Source organism: Croceimicrobium sp. (genome assembly GCF_965228705.1).
In the GTDB taxonomy this organism is placed as follows: Bacteria; Bacteroidota; Bacteroidia; order Flavobacteriales; family Schleiferiaceae; genus Croceimicrobium.
The window spans coordinates 47,860-73,488 of sequence record NZ_OZ245832.1 but is presented as its reverse complement, the minus strand read 5'-3'; the positions used below and the strand labels follow the sequence as shown (position 1 = coordinate 73,488).

Genomic DNA, 25,629 nt, shown 5'->3' with positions numbered 1-25,629 from the left:
AATACGAAGCAATCCCATTATCCTTAATCGGCCTTTAATTGCATTCGCGCAAAGGGTAAGGCTTTCAGAGCATCTAAACTCTGCTTATGCAATGCGATGCCAGCCTTGCTACGACGCGGCATACGCAGATTTATCTTCGGATTCTCTGCATCAAAAATCAAAAGATTCAGCGACTTCTCCCCTTGATATTCATTTATAATTGCATTGATGGCCTCTATATTTTCGGGGTTCACCGATTGCACCGCCAGCTGTAGTTCGACTCCGCGAGCATGGCGCTCCAATACATCCTGAATCAAACTCACCTGGCTAATTTTCGCTTCGATCCTTTCGGTAGCACCCTCCCAGCGCGGCGTATAGCGAGAAATTTTACCACGAATTAAAACCAGCAAATTGGTTTCGATATAAGACTTGAATTTCAGATAGTCGTCTCCAAAAAGGGCAAATTCATGCTTACCGCTGTAATCCTCGATGGTAAATCGACCAAAGGGTTTGCCACTGCGTGCGGTAAGGTGTAAGGCATCCGAAATAATTCCGGCCACACAGAAATCATTCATCCGCTCCATCATTTGGAATTCCGATAAACGATTGGTCACCACATGATCCATCTCGTACTTAAAATCATCCAGGGGATGCGAGCTTAAGTAAAGGCCATTCACCTCTTTCTCCTTACCTAATAAGAACATCCGTGGCCAGGGTTGTACTACTGGTACTTCGGGTTCGGGCATGTCTACTTCCTGGCTTTCGCCGAAAAGCGACACCTGCGCAGATTCTTCCTGAGCCTTATGAATTTGGGCATAACGGAGGGCACGTTCCAAAAAGGTCTTACCATCCTGTCCTTCGCTAAAGAAGGTCGCCCGATGCACCTTGGGGAAATTGTCAAAAGCCCCACCCAAAGCCAGGCTCTCCAAAGTTTTCTTATTTACCGCTCTTAAGTCAATACGCTTCAATAAATCGAAGAAGCTATTAAAGGAACCATTATCAAGACGTTCATTCACGATCGCCATTACCGCGCCTTCGCCAACGCCCTTCATTCCACCTAAACCAAAGCGAATAGCGCCTTCGTCGTTTACGGTAAACTTAAATTGGGATTCATTGACATCCGGACCTAAAACCGGAATTTCCATGCGCTTACACTCCTCCATAAAAAAGGTCACCTTCTTTATGTCGTTCATGTTATGGGTAAGCACCGAGGCCATATACTCGGCCGGATAATTCGCTTTAAGGTAGCCCGTATGGAAGGCTACTACCGAATAACAAGTAGAATGCGATTTGTTAAAGGCATAGGCTGCAAAAGCTTCCCAATCCTTCCAAATCTTATTCAGTTTTTCTTCGTCGTGCCCGCGTTCTTTCCCCTGATCAATAAACTGGGGCTTCATCTTGTCTAGAACGTCACGCTTCTTCTTACCCATAGCCTTCCGCAGAACGTCGGCCTCACCCTTGGTAAAGCCCGCCAGACTTTGGGAAAGAAGCATTACTTGCTCCTGATAAACGGTAATCCCGTAGGTTTCTGCCAGGTACTCCTCCATTTCCGGGAGGTCGTAAGTGATTTCTTCGGTACCGTGTTTCCGGGCAATAAAGTTGGGAATGTATTCCAGTGGCCCGGGACGGTAAAGGGCGTTCATCGCAATGAGATCCGCAAACTTATCCGGCTTTAAAGCCTTCAGGTGCTTCTGCATCCCCGGACTCTCAAACTGGAATGTACCATTGGTTTCGCCACGCTGATAGAGCTCAAAGGTTTTAGGATCATCCAGCGGAATTTCATCCGTGTCAATCTCCACCCCATGGCGATCTTTCACAATCGCAATGGCATCTTTAATGATGCTCAGGGTTTTCAAGCCCAGGAAGTCCATCTTCAGCATCCCGGCACTTTCTACCACCGAGTTATCAAACTGGGTTACATAGAGGTCGGAATCTTTGGCTACCGAAACCGGAATAAACTTGGTAATATCATCAGGGGTAATAATCACCCCACAGGCATGAATTCCGGTATTTCGTACTGAGCCCTCTAAAATTCGTGCCTGGTTTACCACCTGAGCTTCCAGACTATTCTGGTTGGAGAGTTCCTTCAATTGTTTCCCCAAGGGTAAAAGATCACCATTGAGGTTTTCGCTCATCTCCTTATCGCTCCAAGCGAAGAGTTTATTCAATTTAACATCGGGGACCAATTTGGCCACGCGATCGGTTTCGGAGAGGGGTAATTGCAATACCCGACCGGCATCACGAATCGCCGATTTACCGGCCATAGTACCGTAGGTAATAATCTGAGCCACCTGATTTTGGCCGTATTTATTTACCACCCAATCGATAATCTTACCCCGACCTTCATCATCAAAGTCGATATCAATATCCGGTAGCGATACCCGATCCGGATTTAAGAATCTCTCAAAAAGTAAATCGTACTTAATGGGATCCACATTGGTAATTCCGATGCAATAAGCTACTGCCGATCCTGCAGCCGATCCCCGACCAGGACCTACGCTCACCCCCATTTCACGGGCCTGCGAAGTAAAATCCTGCACAATGAGGAAGTAACCCGGATAACCCGTATTGGCAATGGTTTCCAACTCAAAATCGAGACGCTGCTTAATATCCTCTGTTATCTCACCATAACGGATCTTGGCTCCCTCGTAGGTAAGGTGACGCAAGTAATTATTTTCTCCACGTTTCCCTCCATCCTTTTCATCTTCAGGATCGCGAAATTCATCGGGGATATCAAAGGCCGGCAAGAGTACATCTCGTGCCAGGTCATAAGCTTCAATTTTATCTACTATTTCCTGAGTGGTGGCAATGGCCTCCGGACGATCCGCGAAGAGTTGTTTCATCTCCGCATCGGTCTTGAAATAGTATTGATCATTAGGGAAGCCATAGCGATAACCACGTCCCCTTCCGATCGGTGTACTTTGGTATTCACCCTCCTTTACGCAGAGCAAAATATCATGGGCATTGGCATCACCTTCACCCAAATAGTACACATCATTCGATGCAAAATATTTTACGCCATGCTTTTGGGCAAAGCGGATCAAAGTTTGGTTTACCACTCGCTCTTCTTCCAGGCCATGGTCTACCAACTCTACATAAAAGTCCTCACCAAAATGCTCGAGGTACCAAAGGAAGGCTTCCTCGGCTTGCTTTTCACCCACGTTCAAAATCAATCGTGGAATTTCGCCATTGAGGCTACCGGTGCTTACAATGAGGTTTTCCTTGTACTGTAAAAGCAAATCGCGATCAATACGAGGTACATAGTAGTAACCATCAGTAAAGCCATGCGATGAAAGCTTGGCCAAATTATGGTAACCGGCTTTATTCTTGGCTAAGGCTACAATTTGAAAACCATTGTCCTTTACCGACTTATCCTTATGATCGCGGCAGAGGTAAAACTCCACTCCTACGATGGGCTTTAAGCCTGCAGCTCTGGCGGCCGAAACGAATTTAAAAGCGCCATATAAATTGGCAATATCGGTCATGGCCACCGCAGGCATCCCCTCCTCTTTGGCCTTATTAATTAAGGCATTCACATCGCAGGTAGCCTGCAAAATGGAATATTGGGTATGGACGTGCAGGTGGGTAAATTTCAGATCGGCATCGAGAACGATGTCCTGGCTTTCGCCTGATCTGCCACCAGCGGCTTGCCGAGCTTCCAGTTCTCGGGCCAGTTCTTTAAAGCTTTGAACCTTGAGGCCAATCGGCTTTATCATGGCGGGATTAGCCGCTGCAAAAGCATCACGCTCCGCTTCAGTCCACTCTAAATGTTTATCGGTAAAAATCCCGAGGCGCACTGCTTCGAAGAAACAGCGAGTGGTAGCCTCTACGTCGGCCGCAGCATTGTGTGCCTCAGCAAATTTGTGTCCGAAGAGCTTTTCATGCAGCTCCTCCAAACGAGGCATTTTATAGCCGCCACCACGACCACCAGCCAACTGGCAATATTCGCGGGTTTCCTCACCCGTATCCAGTACGGGCAGGCCTTCTAAGATATTCTCTTGCTCCAGGCGCAGGTATTCGCAGCCCAGAATATTATTATCGAATTGCAGGTTATGCCCTACCAGGAATTTGGCCTTTTTAACCGCCTCACTAAAGTGCTGCATGGCTTCTTCCAGGGGCACCCCATATTCTTTGGCTACTGCCGTGGTGATACCGTGAACCTTGGCGGCATTAAAGGGAATATCAAAGCCATCCGGCTGAATTACAAAATCCTGGGCCTCTACCAGATTCCCTTGCTCATCATGCAATTGCCAAGCAATCTGAACCGCACGGGGCCAGTTCTCAAAATCACTTAAGGGCGCATCATCGCGGATGGGTAAACCGGTTGTTTCGGTATCAAAAATTAAAAACACTGGGCCTGAGAATTTTAAATGTCCTGCAATCGAAGCTTAAAAATACTAAGCTTTTCGAGGCAGCACTATGCTTGTTTATAAGATTGGATAACTCCACAGCTCAAGCATCAAAGCCTTATCAATCAAAGCCCTACTTAGAATAACATTAGTGATTTTATTTATCCATGTGTAATGGGCCACTTCCTTCATTGAGTTATCGAAAGACTGCCTTAACAAAAATAAAATCCATGCGATCACTCATAAAGCTATTGCTCAGAATCACTTTCTATTTCAAGAAAATTATCCTTTCCTACATTTAAGCAAAATCAACTTGACATGTTAAAAGGAACTACTAAGCAGGGACTTTATCTACTGCTCGCATTTTTATCGACCGGAATTCTAAGTGCCTCACACAATGATGATGGCTGGATTCATTTTAAACACATCAGCGGTACACAAAACGACTATGTTATTACCCTGTATCAGGTACTCCTGATGCCGGGAGACTCCAATGCAATCCATATAAACGATATCCACATTTCGGATGGTAACCTGTACGACACCACCGTAACGCTTCCATTAGTTAATCCTCCTGCTGCTCTTACGCATTTTAAGGGACCACAAGCCTGGTGGGCCGCCGGCTACAACTGTCTTTCCATAAATGGCAGCGCTCAACATTACCAAAACGATTACTACGTTTATCGCGACACCATAAGACTCCCGCATAGTGCTCGATTTACCTTAACTAAACTCTTAAACCCAATTTCCTACAAAGCAAATATTGTTAACAACTCAGGGTATCAAAAAATCACTGCAATTATTGACAATCGCTTCGGGCCAGTGAGCCTGCCCTTAATGAGTCGTGATATGCTGGATCGCTACTTACCCGAAGATCAATGGCTCTGGAAAGGCCATATAGACACTTCCTACCTTAGTCCCGGTGATAGCTTTTCGCAAGCGTTCTATCATGGCTATTTTGAAGATGGTGGCTCTTACAACCCTCTTCCCTACAAACCAGGCTTTACTGCGCAACAACCTTTGGGTCCTAACCGTAGCATGATCCAGAATAGAAACAGCTTCCCCTTTCGGTTTAAAATTATAGATGATCAGGACTACATGGTTATTGTACGCATGAGCGTGAAACGCTTTTCCACTCAAAGTCAAAGCTGGATTGAAGTGGGCTCGAGCGAACATGATTTTACTTTTATTGGTAGTGATAGCACAAATAATGTATCCAATCAGGCGCAATTCTCAGATCTAAATAGCGCCGGTCTTAGCCCCAACTGTGGAGACTCACTTATCTATTTAAAAACCAATGCGACCATTTATCCTCCCAGCCTCGATAATCAGGGGACTCAATTTTGGCTGCAAGGCGCCAATGGCCAGGTTCATCCGATAATTGAAGCCCGCCAAATGGGCCCCGATAGCATTCAGCTGCGTACTTTACAAGCTTTGAATATCAATCAAAATTACAGTCTTCAAATTCGTCCGGATATAAACTCCGGGCAAGAAATTCAATCCGTTTGTGGCAAAGCATTCCCACTTGACACTTTGAATTTTACCATTCAAGATTGCGCTCCTTTAAGCATAAGCTCACCCGAAGCTCAATTTACTATCTATCCAAATCCTAGCAATGGAATTCTACACATTGAAGGGGCCCCAAAGAATAGTAGCTATGAAGTATGGTCGCTCAAGGGCAGTTTCTTGACCAGAGGAATAGTGGAAAACAAAATGGAACTGAACCTTAAACCCGGTTTATACCTAATCCTCATTAAAGACGCATCAGGCGAAAGCCTCGCCAAAAAGAAGCTTATGATTAGGAATTAAGAAGCCTTACCCACTATTTATACCACGCTTATAATCAGTTATATTACAGCCTCAATCTATTTAGGAAAATAACTTTGTGTATTTTGTACACTTAACTAAATTTGAGGCAAGTAATTGTCTATGAGCACAAAACCCAAACAAGGACGCAGCCGCGTTCTGATATCCGATATAAAGCCTCTGGTTGATTGCGGGCGCTACCCCATTAAACGTGTTGTTGACGAAAACCTAAAGGTTCAAGCTACTTTAGTCGCCGACGGTCACGATGTTGTAGCCGGTGCTGTAGCCTGGCGTAAAAAAAATGCCGGCAAATGGCAGCGCATAGCCTTAAAGCCCATTGACAATGATCAGTATTGTGCCGAGCTTTCCTTTTCCGAAATCGGTGCCTATGAATATAAAATTGAAGCCTGGATTGACTATGCTTTAACCTGGCTCCATGGTTTAGAGAAAAAATTTAAGGATGGTCAGGATGTAAGTGTGCATTTAGCCGATGGTATTCCTCATTTGGAATTTCTGAAAAGTAAAAAACTCAAAGAAGCGGCAAACCTAATTGAGCTTATAAGTGAGGATTCTAATGCCGCGGCCGAAAAAGCGCTGGAGCCTTGGCTGGAAGAAGTCTTCCATAAACATCCGGAAAAGCAATTGCTCAGTGAATCGGATTTACTGCCGGCTTATTGCGATCGAAAGAAAGCCAATTTCTCAGCCTGGTACGAGTTTTTTCCTCGCAGTGCCGCGGCCAAAGGACATGGCACTTTACAGGATGTAATTAAGCAATTACCGCGTGTTGCCGACCTGGGTTTTGATGTGCTTTATTTGCCACCTATCCACCCCATTGGGGAAGTGAATCGCAAAGGCAAGAACAATAGCACCACTGCCGAAGAAGGGGATGTAGGCTCGCCCTGGGGCATTGGCTCCAAAGAGGGGGGACATATAAGTATACATCCCGAATTAGGGACTTTAGACGATTATAAAGAGCTGATCCAAAAGGCCGCCGCCCTGGATATAGAAATTGCCTTCGATTTAGCTTATCAAGCAGCTCCAGATCATCCCTGGGTAAAAGAACACCCGGAATGGTTTAAATGGCGCTCCGACGGCACCGTGCAATATGCCGAAAATCCACCCAAGAAATACCAAGATATTTTACCCATCTATTTCGAAAGTGAGGACTGGGAAAATCTATGGGATGAGCTCCTCTCCGTAATCCTCTTTTGGGTCGACTGCGGGATTAAAATTTTCAGGGTCGACAATCCCCATACCAAGTCGATTCGCTTTTGGGAATGGGCCATTACCGAAACCCAGAAGCTTCATCCTGAAGTAATTTTTCTGGCCGAGGCCTTTACCAAACCGGCCTTGATGCACGCCTTAGCTAAAGCCGGATTCAGTCAGAGCTACAGCTATTTTACCTGGCGAAATTTCCGTCATGAGTTGATGGACTATATGGAGGAATTAAGTCAGGGGCCAGGTGCGGATTATTTCCGACCCAATTTTTGGCCCAATACCCCCGACATACTCCCTTATGGATTACAAAGCGGCAATGAATCCCTTTTCATGACCCGCCTCTTCCTCGCCGGAACCCTAAGTTCTAATTACGGAGTTTACGGACCGGTATATGAGCATTTAGTGCATGAATCGGTACCCGGAAAAGAAGAGTATTTCAATTCTGAAAAATATGAAGTGCAGCATCATGATTGGGAGGCCGAAAACAAAATCACCTGGCTGATGCGCATATTGAACAAAGCCCGTAAAGAGCAAAAAGCCCTGCAGCAAAGCCGAAATTTCCACAGTCTGGAAATAGAGAATCAAAGCCTCTTTGCTTATCTCAAATGGGAAGGAGAGGAAAAAACGGTTTGCGTGGTAAATCTGGATCCCTATAATATGCAGGAAGGTTGGCTTAAACTGCCCCATGATTTCATGCCCCTTACCGAAGGGGGCTACCGCATGCAAGATTTTATTTCGGGAGCCGAATATCGCTGGCGCGAAGAATGGAATTATGTGCGCCTCGACCCTGCTCGCCCCTTCCACCTCTTTAAAGTAGTCGACTAAAATGAATCTGCCGAAGTTGCAAAGTGCCCAAAGTTGGGATCAACTGCGAAAGGATGAATCCTTTTGGGAAGCGCTTCGTCAGGATATCTTAGCTAAGCACCTCTATCAGTGTCGCTGGTTTGGCGGCAAGGCCTCGGTGGTACAGCAAGTATTCATTAGCCAAAACCTGCTATTAAAAAGTGGTTTCCAGCATTATTACCTACTCTTAATAGAAGTCTTCTTCCGCGAAAGCTATGCCCATAATTATTTCCTACCCCTGGCGATCGCCGAAAGCAAGGATAAGTTACCTGCTCAAGCGGTTCTAGCTGAAGTTCAGTTGGCAGAAGGTTCCTTTTACTTGATTGATGCAGTGCATGATTCGGGGTTCCACGCCGCGCTATTTCGAAAAATCGTAAACCACGAAATGCTCCTGGAGGGAAACAATCGCGTTTTCTTTCGTGCCCATGAGGAATTGGAAATGGAGCCAGAAGGTTTTCAATCCCAGCTTTTAAATGCCGAGCAAAGCAATAGTACCCTGATTATTCAGGATCGCTATTACCTCAAAATCTTCCGTCGCTTGTTTCGGGATAAAAACCCCGATTTTGAGATGAACGAGTTTTTGGCCCAACAAAAGCTATTTGAAAACTATCCCAAATTGGCTGGTTTAATTTGGTGGGAACCGGGCCCGGGAGTAAATATTTCATTGGGCTTAATGCAGGAGAAAGTTCCCAATGAGGGCGATGCCTGGCCTTGGATGTTAAAGGAAGTAGAACAGTATTTTAAAAATGGGGATTTAGCAAAACTCAGTGCCATTGATAAATGGCCGCTGGTAAGCCCCCTAAAAATCACCAAGCTCCCCGAAGCCTTACATCAAAATCCGGGGATCGACTTCTTCAAACGCATCCGCACCCTAGCCCAAAGGACGGCCGAAATGCATCTGGCCCTGGCTTCTGTAAAAAGAGATCGTCACTTTGCCCCTATCAATTACAATGGTGACTTTACGGTTTGGCTTAAAAATCGTTTGATCTACCAATTTGATGCCCGCTATAACCTCCTCAATAAAAAACTGGAAAGCCTACCTGAAAATGCCCGCCTTTTAGCAGAGAAGGTTTTGGAGCAAAAGGATCTGATTATCAATTTCATCTTAGGCTTTGATGAGGAACAATTGCGAAGCTTGCGCATCCGCATTCATGGCGACTATCATTTAGGGCAGATCCTGATTCAGGGACAAGATTTTTTCATCCTCGATTATGAAGGAGAACCGGAAAGCACCATTCGCGATCGCAAAGTGAAACAATCACCCCTAAAGGATGTAGCCGGGCTTTTACGTTCTTTCCATTATGCCATTCATGCGGTGCAGAAAAATCAAAATCTGCGTAGTTCAGAACATCAGGCTGCTGGCCAAAGTTTGTACCAATCCATTAGCGGGGTTTTCCTGCACAGCTATTTTAAGATCGCTTTTCAGCAGCAGCTGGATATTGGCTATCGCAAAGAAATTACTTACTTACTCCATTACTTCCTGCTCGAAAAAGCCATTTACGAACTGGGCTACGAGTTAAACGGGCGTCCGGATTGGGCGATTATTCCCCTGGAAGGAATTCTGGATATTACCGACGAAATAAAACGACATGCCTACTAAAACACAAGCGCACAGCCTTTTTAGTGATCAGGATATTCACCTCTTCCGCGAGGGTCGCCATTATCGGCTCTATCAACATTTTGGCTCCCATCCCCTCAAGCTCAACGGTGAGGCAGGGGTTTATTTTGCGGTCTATGCTCCGGCTGCCGAAAAGGTAGAAGTGATTGGCAATTTTAATCATTGGCAGGGAGAAGATTACCCCCTAATGGTGCGCTGGGACTCTTCCGGTATTTGGGAAGGATTTATTCCCGGAGTAAAGGTGGGCGATTTGTATAAATACAAGATCAGTCATGCTGATTTGGTGGATCCCCTGGAGAAGGCCGATCCATATGCACGCCAAGCGGAACACCCACCCCGCACTGCTTCCATCATTAGCGATAATAAGGAGTATAAATGGAGCGACAGCAAATGGATGAAGGCTCGCTATGAGCATACTAATCTGGAAGCCCCCATGAGCGTCTACGAAGTGCATTTAGCCAGTTGGAAACGCAAGGAAAATGGAGATGTGCTGGGCTATCGGGAATTGGCAGAAGAACTAGTGCCCTATGTTAAAAATGCAGGCTTTAGTCATGTGGAATTTATGCCCATCATGGAGTATCCCTACGAACCTTCCTGGGGCTATCAAATCACCGGCTATTTTGCGGCTAGCAGTCGATTTGGCCCGGCGGATGATTTAAAATTTTTAATAGAGGCATTCCATAAGGAAGGCATTGGGGTAATCCTCGATTGGGTACCCTCCCATTTCCCCGATGACTTACATGGACTCGGTAAATTTGATGGTTCTTGTGTGTATGAGCATCCTGATCCGCGCAAGGGTTATCACCCAGATTGGAAGAGCCTGATCTTTAATTATGGTCGACCGGAAGTACGCTCATTCTTAATTTCCAATGCCCTTTTCTGGTTGGATCAATACCATGCGGATGGCTTGCGGGTAGATGCCGTGGCTTCGATGCTGTACTTAGACTATTCGCGCCAGGATGGGCAATGGGAGCCCAATCAATTAGGTGGGAATGAGAATTTGGATGCCATTGCCTTTATCAAAGATTTTAATGAAGCGGTCTATAAGAATTACCCGGATGTGCAGACCATAGCGGAAGAATCTACTTCCTTTAATCGTGTAAGCTATCCTACCTATGATGGCGGTTTAGGCTTTGGCCTGAAGTGGATGATGGGTTGGATGAATGATAATTTGGAATATTTCAAAAAGGATCCTATTTATCGTCGCTTTCATCAAAATGAGATCACCTTTAGCCTGGCCTATGCTTTTACCGAGCATTTTATGTTGCCGCTTTCGCATGATGAAGTGGTTTATGGCAAGAAGTCGCTCTTAAGCAAAATGCCTGGCGATGCCTGGAAACAATTCGCCAATCTGCGCCTTTTACTTTCGTGGATGTATTTACATCCCGGAGCGAAATTGCTCTTTATGGGTGGGGAATTTGGTCAACGTAAAGAATGGCAATTCGAAGAAGGCCTGCAGTGGCAAGAGTTTGAAATGGAATCTCATCAGGGCGTTTTCCAAAGCTTAAAGGCCTTGAACGCTTTGTACCGCACCGAGAAGCCCTTACATCAAAACAACTATGCCTACGAAAGCTTTGAATGGTTGGAGCATAATGATGCTGACAATTCCGTACTCAGCTTCATCCGCAAAAGCGATAAGGAAGAATTGATCTGTGTGCTTAACTGCACTCCACAACCGCATGATGAATATCGCATCGGCGCCCCAGCTGCTGGGCAGTACGAATTAGTATACAATAGTGATCAAAGCGAATATTGGGGCAGTAATTATCCCTTAAAGCAATCTTTGAAAAGTGATAAAATTGCCTGGCAGGGACGCGAGCAATCCTTAAACTTGATCCTCCCACCCTTAGCAGCAGTAGTCTATAAAAGAAAGGCTAAAGCCTAAAGGCGTACTACCGAATTATCGCCGGAGATACCATTGGGAATATAGGAATCGGCCGCCTCATCATTCTCCCAAAGCTCGCCATCAAAGCGATAACGAAATTGATATTCGAAACCGGTTTCCAAATCCAAAGTACGGGTATAGGCACCCTTTACCTTGCGCATCGGAATAGGCTCCCAATTGCTAAAGGAACCTAAAAGTTCCACCTTTTTAGCGTCTTCCGGTAAACGGTTTTCAGCGAGATCAAAACTTACTTTACAGAGGGGTTTCGACTTTAAAAACTTCTTTCGTAAGGCCATTTTCAAATAGTTTCAATCAAAGATAGTGTATTATTCACACTAAGTTTTAATACTTGATTAAGTTTTGATTATCAATTAATTGTAAGCATGACACTTAATAATTTTTAAAAGAAAAATGCAAAAAATTCTAAGTGTACTTAATACACGAAGTTGAATTTTACTACTTTCGTTCCCTTCATGCAATCTGATATGCAAACCCTCATTAACGAACAATTTCCCAATCACCTGCTCAAAGCAGATGTGAATGGCTCCTCTGTGGTTTTCCATAGCCACAATGGAGTGATGTTATGGGTTGAGGCCATCACCAACCATGTGATGCGCTTCCGTTACAGTGCCAAGGGTTATTTTTCGCCAGACTTCTCCTATGCCATGGCTAAAGACCACCGCAGTGGTTTTGCTTACTTTAAGGTAGAAGAGCTGGACAGCTATTATGAATTGCGTACCCCCAAACTTAGTTGCAAAGTTCAAAAAATTGACCTCAAAGTAAGTCTGTACAATGAAGAGGGTAAGCTGCTTAATGAAGATGAAAAAGGCTTTCACTGGGAAGAAGATTCGCAGCGCGGTGATAATATCGTAAAGATGAGTAAGCGCTCCATTAATGGAGAGCACTACTTCGGCTTGGGCGATAAACCCAGCAACCTCAACTTGCGTGATCATCGTTTCCAGAATTGGGGAACCGATGAATATGGTTTTGCCAAAGATGCAGATCCCCTTTACCGAAATATCCCCTTCTACTATGGTTTACATAAGGAAGGTTGCTACGGTGTGTTCTTCGATAACAGCTATCGTACCTTTTTCGACTTTGCCTCCGAGCGTAAAAATGTAACCAGTTTTTGGGCTGAGGGTGGCGAAATCAATTATTACTTTATTGCAGGTTCGAGCCTGATGAATATTGCGCAACGCTATGCGCGCCTTACCGGTAAACCGGAGATGCCTCCCAAATGGAGCTTGGGTTACCATCAATGCAAATGGTCTTACTCTTCGGAAGAAGAAGTAATGGAAATTGCCCATAAACTTCGAAAGCTTAAAATTCCGGCTGATGCCATTTATCTGGACATCGACTATATGGATGGCTTCCGTTGTTTTACCTGGAATAAAGAAAACTTCCCAGACCCTAAAGGCATGGTGCAAAGGCTCAAAGATATGGGCTTTAAGACCGTTGCGATTATTGATCCGGGTATTAAAATCGACATGGACTATTCGGTTTGTAAGGAAGGGTTCGAAAAGAACTATTTCTGCAAGCATGCCGATGGCCCCTTATACAAAGGCAAGGTATGGCCGGGAGAATGTTATTTTCCAGACTTTACCAATCCTGAGGTTCGCGATTGGTGGAGCGGACTTTTCAAAGAGTTAATTGAAGATATCGGTTTAGCAGGGGTATGGAATGACATGAATGAGCCGGCTATTATGGACGTGCCCACCAAGACCTTCCCCCTCGATATTCGCCATAATTACGATGGTCATCACTGCAGTCATCGCAAGGCGCATAATGTTTACGGCATGCAAATGAGCCGGGCGACTTATAAGGGAGTGAAGAAATTCGCCTTCCCGAATCGTCCCTTCATCATTACTCGTAGTACCTATGCTGGTGGTCAACGTTACAGCTCGGTTTGGACCGGCGATAATATTGCCACCTGGGAACACCTTTGGGTAGCGAATGTGCAATGTCAGCGCTTAAGTATTAGTGGTTTCTCTTTTGTAGGAACGGATATTGGCGGCTTTACAGAGCATCCTACCATGGAACTTTATGTGCGCTGGATGCAATTGGCGGTATTCCATCCTTTAATGCGTACCCATTCTTCGGGTGATCATGGTGATCAGGAGCCCTGGAGTTTTGGCGAAGAAGGAACGGAATTAGTGCGCAAAGCAATTGAGTTGCGCTACCAATTACTCCCCTACCATTACACTAATTTCTATCAATACACTCGCGACGGCAAACCAATGATCCGCCCACTGTCTTTCTACGACCATCAGGATCCACAAACCTGGTACCGTCAGGATGAATTCGTATTTGGAGATCATATTTTAGTTTGCCCGGTTTTGGAACCCGATCGCCAAGGACGTCGCATGTATCTCCCCAAAGGCAAATGGTACGATTTCCACAGCAAGGAATATTTGGAAGGTGGACGTGAGATTTACCTTGAAACCAGCCTGGAAGAAATTCCCATGATGGTAAAGGCCGGGGCCATCATCCCGATGATACCGGTAGAACAGTATGTAAGTAATTCCTATAAGGAATTGGAATTGCACATTTACCGTGGCGAGGAGAGTGTAGTGAGTATGCTATATGATGATGCCGGAGATGGTTACAACCACAATCAAGGCTATTATCTCAATCGCAACTTCACGGTACTTCCATCCGAATCGAAATATCGAATTACGCAACATCAGGAAGGACGTATGCCTAGCTCTGTTAAGGAGGTAACCTTGGTATACCACGGCTTTAAGAGCCGGCCTTCTATAGTAGAACTCGATTCAGATCCTTTTGAGGTAGAGATTCAAGAAAATAATGGCAGCTTCAGCTTTAAAGTTGCAGAAGATTTTAAACAGATTACCCTGCGCTGGGGTTAATTAGCGCGCTTTTTTGAGAGGTGAGGGCCGGTTCCGTAAGGGGCCGGCTTTTTTTTTATTTCTCAAACAAAGCAGCCAAAGCTTGATAGCCACTTTTAGAAACTGGCAACTCTTCGTCTCCAATATCTACAGTGCTGCGATTGTAACGCTTTATAATACGGGTATTTACCACCCGAGCTCGGTGGATTTTCAGAAAATCTTTATCTGCCACTTGCTCGTAAAACCAACTGAGGGAATAGCGGATTAAATAACTGCGTTCGGTACTGAATAATTTGATGTAATTACCGTCTGCTTCAGCATAGCGGATGGAAGCAATCGGCAATTTAACAGTGGTCCAGCCATCCTTGAAAACGAGATCTCCCAGACCATCATCTTCATCTTTAAGGGCTAATCCTACAGCCATGCTAACTTCGATATCCTTAAAGGGTTTTACCAGATAAGCCTTAGGGTGAAGTTTTCGGGCCTCTTCCAATACTCCCTTATCGGTTTGTGCAGTCAGAAAAAGATAATCGCCCCAGGCATTTGCTTCAATTTCAGCGGCGAGTTCTAAACCACTGCGCTCACTTTCCAAATTGATATCAACCAAAATCAAATCATAGGTCTGCTCCTGCAACATGGTGCGTGCCACCTTAGCTTTATAAGCAATGTCAGCCTCAATGCCTAAGTCCTTCGAAATAATCAAATGAAGGTGCTCAGCAATCAACGCCTCATCCTCAACTATCAGTACCTTACTCATATTCTACGTCCCTGTTTATTAAATGTATTCAATCTTCCCAATACGCCAAATTAAAGTAAAAACGATCTTTTGTATCAAGGGTTGATTCGCCTTCGAGTTGTCGCGTAAAGAGCATTATTAATCGGTTACCCATGCCCATTTTACTTTGGTTATCATAACCTTGACCATTATCCTCGTAACTAAACTCAACTCTATTGCGTCCTTCTATAAACTCTTTATGCACCTCAATTTTAATGCGAGGTTTATCCTGAATAACAAATGCGTACTTAAGAGAGTTCGCAACCAATTCCGAAAGAATCATCCCCAAGGCAATTCCCTGCGAAACCCCTAATATAACATCCTCCGCCTGCACCTCAATTTCAAGGGGATTACTAAAAGTCCCTCCCAATGTTTTAAGTTCCTCCATTAGTTCCGAAAAGTATTCACGAGCACGCAATTGAGTAATATGCTGCTGGGCATAAAGCTTTTCATGCACCACGGCCATGGCACTTACCCGGTTCAAAATCTCGTTTACCATTTGACGGGATTCCTCGGTCATCTGATCTTGCTGCTGGAACTGCTGCACCCGAATTAAGGAGGTAATCAATTGCAAATTGTTTTTTACCCGATGGTGCACTTCTTCAATTAAGCCATCCTTCTCCGAAAGGGTATTTAACAGTTCCTGATTTGCTCCAAACAAAGCTTTCTGGGATTCCTCCAGATGGGATTTATTGCGACGCAATCGGGTAAAGAAATAGTACAATCCGAAGAGTCCAAGCACCAGAATAATTAATAGAATTAAGGAAAAGCGCCGCACTTGATCTTTTGTACGCGATTCTTCCAAAATTTGCCTTCTTTCACTTTCAAGGCTCTTTAAACGGGAAGTAGCCATCTCTGTTTGAAAGCGCCGCGATTGGGTGGCTAACTCATCCGAAAAGCGCTTTTTAAGCTCATCCCGATAAACAATGGCTGCGGAATCGCGATAGAGGTAGGCTTCTTCAAACCGACCTAATTTGTAGAGAATAAATGCCTTTCGATTAAAGGCCAGATTGTAAAACCCGGGTAAATGATAAGGGGCCGCCAAACGAAGGGAAGAATCTACAAAGACCAAGGCCTTCTCATACTGTTCAACAGCCACATAATAAGCGCTTATCAAACGAATTGAATTGCACATATAGTGAATGCGCTCCTGCTCTTTAAAGACCTGATAGGCTTTTTCAAAATACGTAACTGCTCGTACTTCGCGCTTTTTACGATAGGCGTCGCCCAACTCCAAATACGAAGTTCCCATCTCATCCAAAAGTGAGTCGGGCTCTGAATAAGACAATGATTTTATTGATAACAGGATGGCACTGTCTAAATCTTGTTTTGACTCATTAAGCACCGCCGCAAAACGATGGTAGGCAATAGCCTTAACCAAATTACTTAGCTCTTCAAAGTCTGGATGCTCAATCAAATATTTCAATTCCATCTCAGCCTGTGGATACTGCCGGGCACTGCGGTAAAATTCCGCCAGGTTCACCATTACATGACCTTCTTCTTCCCAATAGCCTTCCTTTTGATAATACACCAATGCCCGCCGGAAAAAAACCAAAGCCTGGCTATAACGGTTTAATATTGTATAGAGACGGGCTTTTACCCTTAGATGCTCAAAATAACTCAGCGAATCACTTACTCTTTTAAGCAAGGGTTGCGCAACATCGGCCAAAGAATCAGCTTCAAAGTACAAACCCAGATTAGTGGCACCGTCTATGGCATTGGTGTATGCACTCAGGTCATCCGACTTATCTAGGGATTCGATCAATTGCCTTTGATTGCGCTCGGCGGGGCTCAGCTTGGCCCGACCCGGCTTTATGGCCAGGAGCGAGAAGTTGAATAAGACTAAAAGGAAAAAGGTGAATACCTGCTTCAAACTTTTTGGGGGCCTATTGATTGGTTCTTAATGCCTCGCGAAAATACTGCCCTTTTTTCTGACGGCATACATTTCCCTTAAAGCTACTAAATTGAGGCTTCCTATTACGAGGGAGAGTATCTACCTTGCAAAAAATCAGAACCCCGCATGATCGAAAATCAAAAAATTCACCTGGTATTAGCTTCTGGCGGAGCACGTGGGATTGCCCACATTGGCGTAATCGAAAGATTAGAAGCAGCCGGTAATGAAATTGTAGAAGTTGCAGGCTGCTCTATGGGAGCGGTAGTGGGTGGCCTTTATGCCGCCGGCAAACTAAAGGAGTATACTGATTGGTTACTCGAGCTGCAGAGAACCGATGTTTTCCGGCAAATGGACTTTACCCTGGCCCGACATGGTTTTGTGAAAGGGGAGAAGATTTTTAGTACCATCATGAATTTAATAGGCCCACAAAAAATCGAGAACCTCAAAATTCCCTTTACGGCAGTAGCCACCGACCTAAAAACCGGTGAGGAGGTGGTTTTCAAAAAAGGCGATCTCTACCAAGCTATGCGTGCCTCTGTTTCGATCCCCGGTATTTTCACCCCGGTTTCTTATGAAGAAAAACAAGGCCATCTTCTGGTAGATGGTGGAGTCGTAAACCCACTTCCCCTAAATCAGGTGAAAGCCAAAGAGGGTCATGTCGTGGTTGCAGTAGACATCAATGCTACGGGCCCTAAGCCCGCGATAATGAAAAAGGATGAAGAAGATCAAGATCGAGGCTGGCTCAATATCAATCTGAACTTTTTCAAATCGAATTCCGGCAATCAGGATCCTGGATTAATGGATATCATATCGGCCAGTTATGAGCATATGCAAAACCAGCTCATCTTACGGGATTTAGCCACCTATAAACCCGAATACCTCATCCGTATTCCACGCAGCACTTGTGGGGTTTTCGACTTCCATATGGCCGAAGACCTTATTGAAGTAGGTCGTAAAGCCTATGATGAGCAAATTGTAAATGACCCCAAAGCACAAGGCTTTGCATCTTAATTAAGAAATCAAATTTAAGGTACCAAAAGCTTTTGCTCGAGAGACAAACCTGCCTGACTGAGATGAAGTAAATACAATCCTGAATTTAATTTCAAATCCGGGACTTCATATGTGCGCGCATTTCTCAATGTACTTTCATAAATCAAAGCGCCTTGCAGATTGAAAATTTGCAATTGGGCTTCCTGATCATTCGGAAGTTCCAGATGCAAGCTTTGCCCCTGCCCTAAGGGATTAGGGTAAATGCTAGTCTGCAGTTCAAGCTGCAGCGTCCCTAAAGTAGTTTTAGCCGATGCACCCGCTTTTACCTCAATGGCTACCAGCAAACTGTTATCGATGCTTGCCGCTGTATTTAAGGCCAATTCCCCATCCAAGACCTCAACCGGGAAACTGGTGCTGTAAGCCGTAGCCCCATCACCGCTAAGGCTGTAAATATCAATATCATCCAGTACCAACTGCCCTTCCGCACTAATATCAAAAACCCTGCGACCAGGTCCCATCAGCCAACCTTGTAATTCGGCAAAATGAAGCGTAAGCTCATAAATCCCTGGCTCGGGCACCGGAATATAATAAGCCATGTTTCGACCTATTCTGCAGGTACTGTATAAAGTTGAGTCTTGGGTATTAGCTACAGCCTTGTTATAGCTATGGGTGTAACCCCCGATGTTGTATTGATCGGCTAGATAGCTAATGCCTGTAATTGGACTTATATGAGCCGGCCCACCACAGTTTATATTGATGCTAAAAGCCTGATTAATGGGTTGGCCACTGCATCCACAATTCCCATCGGTTATATCATTCTGGGTAGTTGAATCCCCATCATCGCAAGCCAGGCCTGCCACCGGACAGCTGCTATTCATCAAAACATTTTGCTGCAACATATCTCCAGCGCTATAGTAGTACACTTCGGCTGAGGCCTGATTCAAATTCTGAGTCGGAGCCTGGAAATACATCCGCTGTAAAAGCGAATCTCCGGCCGCAATAAGCTGCCCACTGAGATCTGCAAATTGTAAATAAGAAAGAGCATTACCACTGGCTAAAACTGAATCGATTGTGCGAGCGACAGTATCCTTATTTACCACATAAAAATCAAGGGAATCGAGGGCTCCTGCTGCAATAGTAAAGCTCAAGGCCGAATCACTAAGATACCAGGTCCGATTTGCTACCGGATTGGTACTCGACTTTCGAATTTCAATCGCCACTAAGAGGCTATTGTCTACACTGGCGGCGGTATTAATATCCAGCTGTCCATCATTTACATTCACCTTAAAGCTTTCGGTATAGGCGCTTGCTCCTCCACCGGCAGCGGTGAAAATATCCAGATCATCTAAAATTAAATTCCCTTCCACACTAATGTCAAAAACTCGTCGGCCTGCACCCATCAACCAACCTTGCAACTCCGCAAAGTGCAGGCTAATTTCATATTCACCGCTTTCGGGAACTGGTATATGATAACTCATATTACGACCAATGCGAGCGGTACTGAAGAGCGCCGAATCCTGAGTGTTAGCCACTCCATTGCTATAAGAATGGGTATAACCACCAATATTGTATTGATCGGCCAAATAAACCTTGCCGGTGATAGGGCTGATCAGTGCTGAACCCCCACAATTTATATTTAAGCTAAAGCTGGATGGGCCCGGATTAACAGGGGTACCGGCACAATTACAATTCCCGTCTTCTACATCATTCTGGGTATTGGCATCGCCATCATCACAAGCGGTTCCGGCTGCCAAACACTGGGCCTGTACCGATAGGTCTTGCTCCAAACTATCCCCATTACTGTAGTACCAAATTTTAGCAGATCCACTTAAAGCCTGGTTAGGTGCCTGAAAATGCAATTGACCCAAAATAGAATCTCCGGCATTTACAAGCTGTCCAATCGCTATCTGACTTTGCACATAAGCCGCAACATTGCCTGTAATCCGTAAGGAATCAATTTGGCGACTTTGCCCATCGGCATTTAGCCAATAGAAACTAGCCGAATCCTGGCTACCTACCTGGGTGCTAATGCTAATTTGATCTTGCGACAGATAGGGATCTTGATAATTTGGGTAATAAGAGCTCAAATCAATGGCCACCAAAACACTATTATCCACACTTGCCGCAGTTTGAATATTCAAAACTCCATCCGTCACCACAACTGTAGCGGTAGCCGAATAAGCTTTGGCTCCCCCTCCTGCTAAATTGTAGATATCAAGATCATCAAATACCAATTGACCTTCCAGGGAAATGTCGAAAACCCGACGACCACTGCCCATCAGCCACTTTTGCAATTCAGCGAAATGCAAGCGCAGCTCATACGTTCCTGCTTGAGGTACAGGAATATTGTAACTCATATTGCGACCAATGCGAGCGGTGCTGTACAATGCCGAATCTTGGGTATTGGCCACGCCATCGCTATAGCTATGCGTATAGCCCCCAATATTATATTGATCGGCCAGATAGCTTTTACCGGTAACCGGACTTACTAAAGCACCGCCGCCACAATTAATGTTCAAACTGAAGGCTGGCGGAGTAATCACTTCTCCGGCGCAATTGCAGTTTCCATCCGTAGTATCGTTGAGGGTAGCAGGATTCCCATCATCACAGCTTAAGCCCGCCGCCGGACAAGCCGCTTCTCCAGATAAATTGAGGATTATAGGCAAGGCCTCGCCACCATAATACACTTGCATCTGTGCACTGCGCACTACCGGTGTTGTACTTAGGGGATGAAAATACACTTTAAAGTTCTGGCTGTAGGCCGATGGGATAGCGGACCCTGAATTAAGATTATGACTAAAATCACTGGCTTGCGCTCCCCGTATACGTATAGAATCAATGCTCAATAATTGACTACTGGTATTGCTAATACTCAAAGTTGTACTGTCAATACTTCCTGTGGCCAAAGTTTGAAAATGAAAGGAACTGGCGCTGAGTTCCAGTCCCGCTGCACTTGGCATCAATTCAATGGCCGAGAGCTTCGCATTATCGGCGAGGCCCACTAAACTTAAATCCAGGCTGCCATCATTAATCTCTACGCTATAGCTTAAAATATGAGCAACATAACCACCCACGGTATCATAGATATCCAAAGCCGCTTCAATCAATTGTCCCTCAGCATTAATATCGAATACCCTGGCCCCGGTCACAAAATTGGGAGCATAGATTTCTGCTAAGTGTAGATTCAGTTGATAGCGACCATTGGCCTCTACCGGAATGCTATAAGCGAGATTAGAGGCCCAACGTTCCGTTTGATAAAGCTGCTCATCCTGAGTTCCGCTAATGCTATTTTGGGTAGAATAGCCACTGCCATTCAAGAAGTAATTATCTCCTTCGAATAGATTTCCATTTTGGGCTTGATATTGCGGACCACCGCAATTAATACGAATGGCATCTACTGTTTCTACTTCTACCGAAACCGGAATGGAAAATTCTGAATTGCTGGCGGTGCTGTACACCTTCAAAGTATCAAAGCTAGTCTGATTAGCAGCTGTACTTAAATTGATAGCCAGACTATCCCCTGCCGCCAAATGGATGGGGAAAGTGTAATTGCTTTGCCAATTGAAATCAGTCGTAGCTAAACTCAAGGAATCAATAATTAGGGCTTGGGTTCCATTTTTGCTTTTTAGATAAAAAGTGCTTTGCGCATTTTGCCCAACCGCTAAGCTGCCGAAATCTATTGCTAGCGGGCCACTGAGCACGCTACGCGTATCGGACTGCAAGCTGGGACTTTGAACCGTTCCGAAGCTAAATACCTCATGACTTTCTAATTGACCCCCTCCTTGATTGGGAGAACCACTGGCCAGATAAATCGCTTGTTGATTTACAATGGCCTGGGTACCGTGGCGCCCCACATTCAAAGTATCGAGATAACGCCAACTGGCATCACTTAGATTTAAGGCCTGGGTCAAATTACTGGCCTTAGAATTTGAGTTCTCCCCACCAATCAAAATCAGCTCATTGCCAATTAAAGCCACAGAAGCTCCTGCTTGGGGATTGGGTAAATTATTGGGCAAGGTTGACCATGTCGAAGAGGCAAAATCATACACATCTACCTCGGGAATAGTGGCGCCAAAGACCCCGCTAAATCCGGTTTTTCTGCCGCCAGCGGCATAGAGTTTTCCATTGGCCACTAAGGCATGGAAGTGATCTCTTTCCCGAGGGGCATCGGCTAAAGTGGTCCAGGTATTGGTATGAGGATCATAGGCATCAAACCAGGGCACCCAGCCACTGATATGACCCTGCTGTATTCCTCCGAGCACATAAATTTTATCTTGATAAACCACTACCCCGGCGCTACCTCTCCTACGGTTGGCAGGTATTTCAGCACCTTGATGCCAGGTATCGGCCAAAGGATCATAAATGTAAATATGGCTTAGGGGCTGTTCATTAGGGAAGGAACCCGTCATCCCGGCTACGGCGTAAATTAAACCATCTAATTCTACCGCTTGATAGTGATGCAAATTGAAAGGCGGGGCGGCCCCTTCCTTCCATAAACCGGTGTTGGGATCGTATAAATTGGCATTGGAGCCATGCTCACGACCGCCAATTAAAACAAAATATTTTCCAGCCTGAACATAAGAGGCTTCATGTCGACCCTGGGGACAAGATCCGGTGCTGCCATTCCATTGGCAATTGCTGCCATCATGCACGAGGCTCCAATCGCCACTGAGGGTATTCGCTTGAAAACTAGCTTTAATGAAATCATAGGTAGCATTAAAAGATGGCATTCCACTTGATTTTCCTGCCGCTACTCCAATTGCTAAGGCTCCTTGATTTTGAAACAGGCTCTGCAAAAAGCTTGGGAAGGCTATGGCTGATCCAACGTCCTGCTTGCCATTGCCTAAATTGATTTTCGCCTGAATACTTTGACTTAGAGGATTCAATTCCAAGAAGAGGGAAATCTCCGCGGCAGAAGTCAGGCCGCTGAGAGCATAATCCAAGCGAGTAGTCCCGCCATTCTCCTCTATCCATATGCTGAGCATAGGATTGCCATTATTGGCCCGGATTCCATAGAGGATGAAATTATCCTGATCCCCTTTTCCAATGTAAAAAGCATGGAACTGATCTCCCTGTGGATTGCCCTGGAAGATGGGTCCTACCAAGGCAGTTTCTATCTCAAAAGGCAATTGTGCCTGAGCCAGATCCATTCCAAATTGAAAACCGTTTTTCAAACTATTGGAAGGTCCAACAGGACTACCTTCCGGAACATCATTAAAAGAGAGTAAGCCAACCGCTCCACCAGCAATAATCTCAGTGGCGCTATTATCCTCATGAAAATAAAGATCAAGGTAATCATCTTGCTGATTGCTCATAAAACCAGTAAAGCCCAGGCCGTAAAGTCCAAAACCTGGATCACCATTTAAAAGCGGATAATCAAAAGCCAGGCTGAGTCCAGAGCCATTAGTAGCATCCAGAGCAAAGTAATCGAGGCTATCGGCCAGGCCATCATCGTCATCATCGGGATCATTCAAATCGCTAACCTTAAATCCACCAATTAGGCTCTGATCATTATCCGCCGGGAAACTGGAACCGCTACATGGATTGGTACCATTATCCATTTCATCGGCATTGTTGTAGCCATCATTATCCTCATCGAGGCTAGTGCTGTACACTCCGGTACAAGAACTAAAATCCTGAGGCTCAAAAATGGTAATCGCATTAGAGCCATAGGTGGCAGCCCAAATGGTTCCGGGGAAAATCTCATCATCCGCCTGAGCGGTAACATCCAGCGGTACCGCCCCAAAACCGGTGGCCAAAACGCTCACATCGGAATTGCTATTTAGGGTTCCCTGGACATTGAGCTTAACGCGATAAATATTTCCATTGAAACTGGCCGCCAGGAGGTTATTCTCCATTTCACCATTAAAGTTGGTGGCCGGATATCTCGCTAATCCATTAGTAGAAGCAGTAATAGTATAAAGTGAAGCATCATCCACTCCGGCATTTTGGAAATCGCCTTCAATAGGATGGGCCAAACTGGGATCAACCGGAGGCCAATCTACGGGTAAAGTACTATCCACATTGGCTGTAATCTGGGTACGCCAAACACCATTCTGACCACCGGATCCATCCGCATGATCGTGGGTGAATAAGCCCGCTCCCAGCGGATTAGCTCGAACAGGATTAGGGTGACCGCCATAGTATCCGGCTCCGCTAATAAAATGCAGTCCGTCTTTATTATTTACCATAGCATCATTGGGTCCGGGACCGGTGGAGCCTGGTTCTCCTACCACCCATTTATTGGTAGCAGTTCCCACACCTTCATTATCGGGATGACCACCCCAGCCCTGGTTGGCGCCATTGTCCCAGGTGTACATGCGGCCATCCTCCATCAATACAATATCATAGGCATTACGGAAACCCGAAGCATAAACTTGCACCGGTCCGTTCACTACCCACTTGGCCTGATTGAGTCCATCATTACCACCAAAGGGATCATTAATATCAATACCATCATAACCCGCTTGATTGGGATCATCAATACCATTGGCATTGGCCCGAGTGGGGTCATCCAGGGTTGGTAAGTCGTAAACATATTGGGCTCCCTGTGCATCCGTTAATACGGGCATCGCATCCAGCACATTAAGATCTACGGATAAAATCGCGGCAGAGAGGGCGTATTCATTTAAAAAGGCAAAGTTGTTGGAAGGCGAGCCGGCATTGGTATTTCCACCTGCTGCGATATAGAGAATATTATTTTGCTTGTCTAATTGCAGACCATTGGTCGCATGATTCTCTTCCGAACGTGCCAAACCTCGCACCAGATCAATGCGCTGCCAGGTAGTTCCATCCCAAATAAGTTTAGAGATCATACCCGAGTTGGAGTCCAGATTTTTATCCGAACCACCGCCACCACCGCCAATACGGTAATCGCTGCTGCTAACATAAATGATAGGCTGACCAGCTGTTCCATCTACCAATAAACCGGTGATCTGCCTTTGCACTGTAGCATGCAAGGTGCCATCATCATTGTGATTCTGAATTTGCTTGATGGCCAGAATCGTTTCGGTTGCCGTTACTTGATAAGCACCATTCGATTGGCGTTGCACGGTATAAGCGTAGATTTCACCGCTTTGCACTGATACGTAGAGACGACCATCCGGACCAAAATCCAAAGATGTAGGATTGGTGATGGAAACTCCGCTTAAGCCACCGGAACTAAAGTTCACCTGGGCGGGCAGAGTTAAGGTCATTAAAATTAGGCTGAGAATGGGGAGTATTCTTTGGAGTTTCATAGGCCTGGTAAAATGTGCTGAAAAGTCAGACCATTTTAGGCGGCCACCAATTAATTTCGATCAATGGATTTAATAAGTAGTTGATTGGCAATAGTTAGCAAGCACACAAAATCAACAGCTATTTGAAATCTAACTATTTGAAAGCGACCAAAAAAGCTGCAAATTTGCAGCCACTGGGACTTAAAGGA

At 45.3% G+C, this 25,629-nt stretch carries 11 protein-coding genes; 6 read left to right on the top strand and 5 right to left on the bottom strand.

Annotation, left to right across the window (positions count from 1 at the left end; all coding sequences use genetic code 11):
• Positions 1–23: 23 nt before the first annotated feature.
• Complete coding sequence (gene dnaE / locus ACO05P_RS00260) at positions 24–4,331, bottom strand: DNA polymerase III subunit alpha (protein ID WP_421752782.1); 4,308 nt, start codon at positions 4,329–4,331, stop codon at positions 24–26.
• 315 nt (positions 4,332–4,646) lie between these two features.
• On the opposite strand from dnaE, the gene ACO05P_RS00255 reads away from it, so the two are divergent.
• The 4 genes from ACO05P_RS00255 to glgB all read left to right on the top strand — a co-directional run bounded on the left by ACO05P_RS00255 (position 4,647) and on the right by glgB (position 11,698).
• The gene (locus ACO05P_RS00255; RefSeq protein ID WP_421752781.1) at positions 4,647–6,137 is read left to right on the top strand and encodes a T9SS type A sorting domain-containing protein; all 1,491 of its coding nucleotides are present in this window, start codon (positions 4,647–4,649) and stop codon (positions 6,135–6,137) included.
• A gap of 120 nt (positions 6,138–6,257) precedes the next feature.
• Positions 6,258–8,177: an alpha-1,4-glucan--maltose-1-phosphate maltosyltransferase gene (locus ACO05P_RS00250; RefSeq protein WP_421752780.1), complete on the top strand. Its 1,920-nt coding sequence runs from the start codon at positions 6,258–6,260 to the stop codon at positions 8,175–8,177.
• A 1-nt stretch (position 8,178) separates the two neighbouring features.
• Entirely contained in the window at positions 8,179–9,795 is a 1,617-nt protein-coding gene (locus ACO05P_RS00245) for a maltokinase N-terminal cap-like domain-containing protein (protein ID WP_421752779.1), read from the top strand.
• The gene (gene glgB, locus ACO05P_RS00240) at positions 9,785–11,698 is read left to right on the top strand and encodes a 1,4-alpha-glucan branching protein GlgB (RefSeq protein WP_421752778.1); all 1,914 of its coding nucleotides are present in this window, start codon (positions 9,785–9,787) and stop codon (positions 11,696–11,698) included. The genes ACO05P_RS00245 and glgB overlap by 11 nt, the downstream gene beginning before the upstream one ends.
• On the opposite strand, the gene ACO05P_RS00235 is transcribed toward glgB, so the two are convergent.
• Entirely contained in the window at positions 11,695–11,994 is a 300-nt protein-coding gene (locus tag ACO05P_RS00235) for an isoamylase early set domain-containing protein (RefSeq protein WP_421752777.1), read from the bottom strand. The two genes, glgB and ACO05P_RS00235, sit on opposite strands and share 4 nt — an antisense overlap.
• Positions 11,995–12,144: 150 nt before the next feature.
• Here ACO05P_RS00235 and ACO05P_RS00230 point away from each other — a divergent pair, with 150 nt between their 5' ends.
• Entirely contained in the window at positions 12,145–14,565 is a 2,421-nt protein-coding gene (locus tag ACO05P_RS00230) for a glycoside hydrolase family 31 protein (protein WP_421752776.1), read from the top strand.
• A gap of 55 nt (positions 14,566–14,620) precedes the next feature.
• Here ACO05P_RS00230 and ACO05P_RS00225 read toward each other — a convergent pair whose 3' ends face one another.
• Positions 14,621–15,301: a LytR/AlgR family response regulator transcription factor gene (locus tag ACO05P_RS00225; protein WP_421752775.1), complete on the bottom strand. Its 681-nt coding sequence runs from the start codon at positions 15,299–15,301 to the stop codon at positions 14,621–14,623.
• A gap of 28 nt (positions 15,302–15,329) precedes the next feature.
• Complete coding sequence (locus ACO05P_RS00220) at positions 15,330–17,192, bottom strand: sensor histidine kinase (protein ID WP_421752774.1); 1,863 nt, start codon at positions 17,190–17,192, stop codon at positions 15,330–15,332.
• A gap of 147 nt (positions 17,193–17,339) precedes the next feature.
• Between ACO05P_RS00220 and ACO05P_RS00215 the strand changes: the two genes are divergently transcribed.
• A complete protein-coding gene (locus ACO05P_RS00215; RefSeq protein WP_421752773.1) occupies positions 17,340–18,224 on the top strand; it encodes a patatin-like phospholipase family protein in 885 nt (294 codons plus the stop codon).
• Positions 18,225–18,238: 14 nt separating this feature from the next.
• On the opposite strand, the gene ACO05P_RS00210 is transcribed toward ACO05P_RS00215, so the two are convergent.
• A complete protein-coding gene (locus tag ACO05P_RS00210; RefSeq protein ID WP_421752772.1) occupies positions 18,239–25,441 on the bottom strand; it encodes a malectin domain-containing carbohydrate-binding protein in 7,203 nt (2,400 codons plus the stop codon).
• Between the last annotated feature and the right edge of the window lie 188 nt (positions 25,442–25,629).

Coding starts and splice junctions, on each gene's coding strand:
- ACO05P_RS00215 (WP_421752773.1), top strand. CDS start 17,340: ATGATCGAAAATCAAAAAATTCACCTGGTATTAGCTTCTGGCGGAGCA.
- ACO05P_RS00210 (WP_421752772.1), bottom strand. CDS start 25,441: ATGAAACTCCAAAGAATACTCCCCATTCTCAGCCTAATTTTAATGACC.
- ACO05P_RS00250 (WP_421752780.1), top strand. CDS start 6,258: ATGAGCACAAAACCCAAACAAGGACGCAGCCGCGTTCTGATATCCGAT.
- glgB (WP_421752778.1), top strand. CDS start 9,785: ATGCCTACTAAAACACAAGCGCACAGCCTTTTTAGTGATCAGGATATT.
- ACO05P_RS00235 (WP_421752777.1), bottom strand. CDS start 11,994: ATGGCCTTACGAAAGAAGTTTTTAAAGTCGAAACCCCTCTGTAAAGTA.
- ACO05P_RS00225 (WP_421752775.1), bottom strand. CDS start 15,301: ATGAGTAAGGTACTGATAGTTGAGGATGAGGCGTTGATTGCTGAGCAC.
- ACO05P_RS00255 (WP_421752781.1), top strand. CDS start 4,647: ATGTTAAAAGGAACTACTAAGCAGGGACTTTATCTACTGCTCGCATTT.
- ACO05P_RS00245 (WP_421752779.1), top strand. CDS start 8,179: ATGAATCTGCCGAAGTTGCAAAGTGCCCAAAGTTGGGATCAACTGCGA.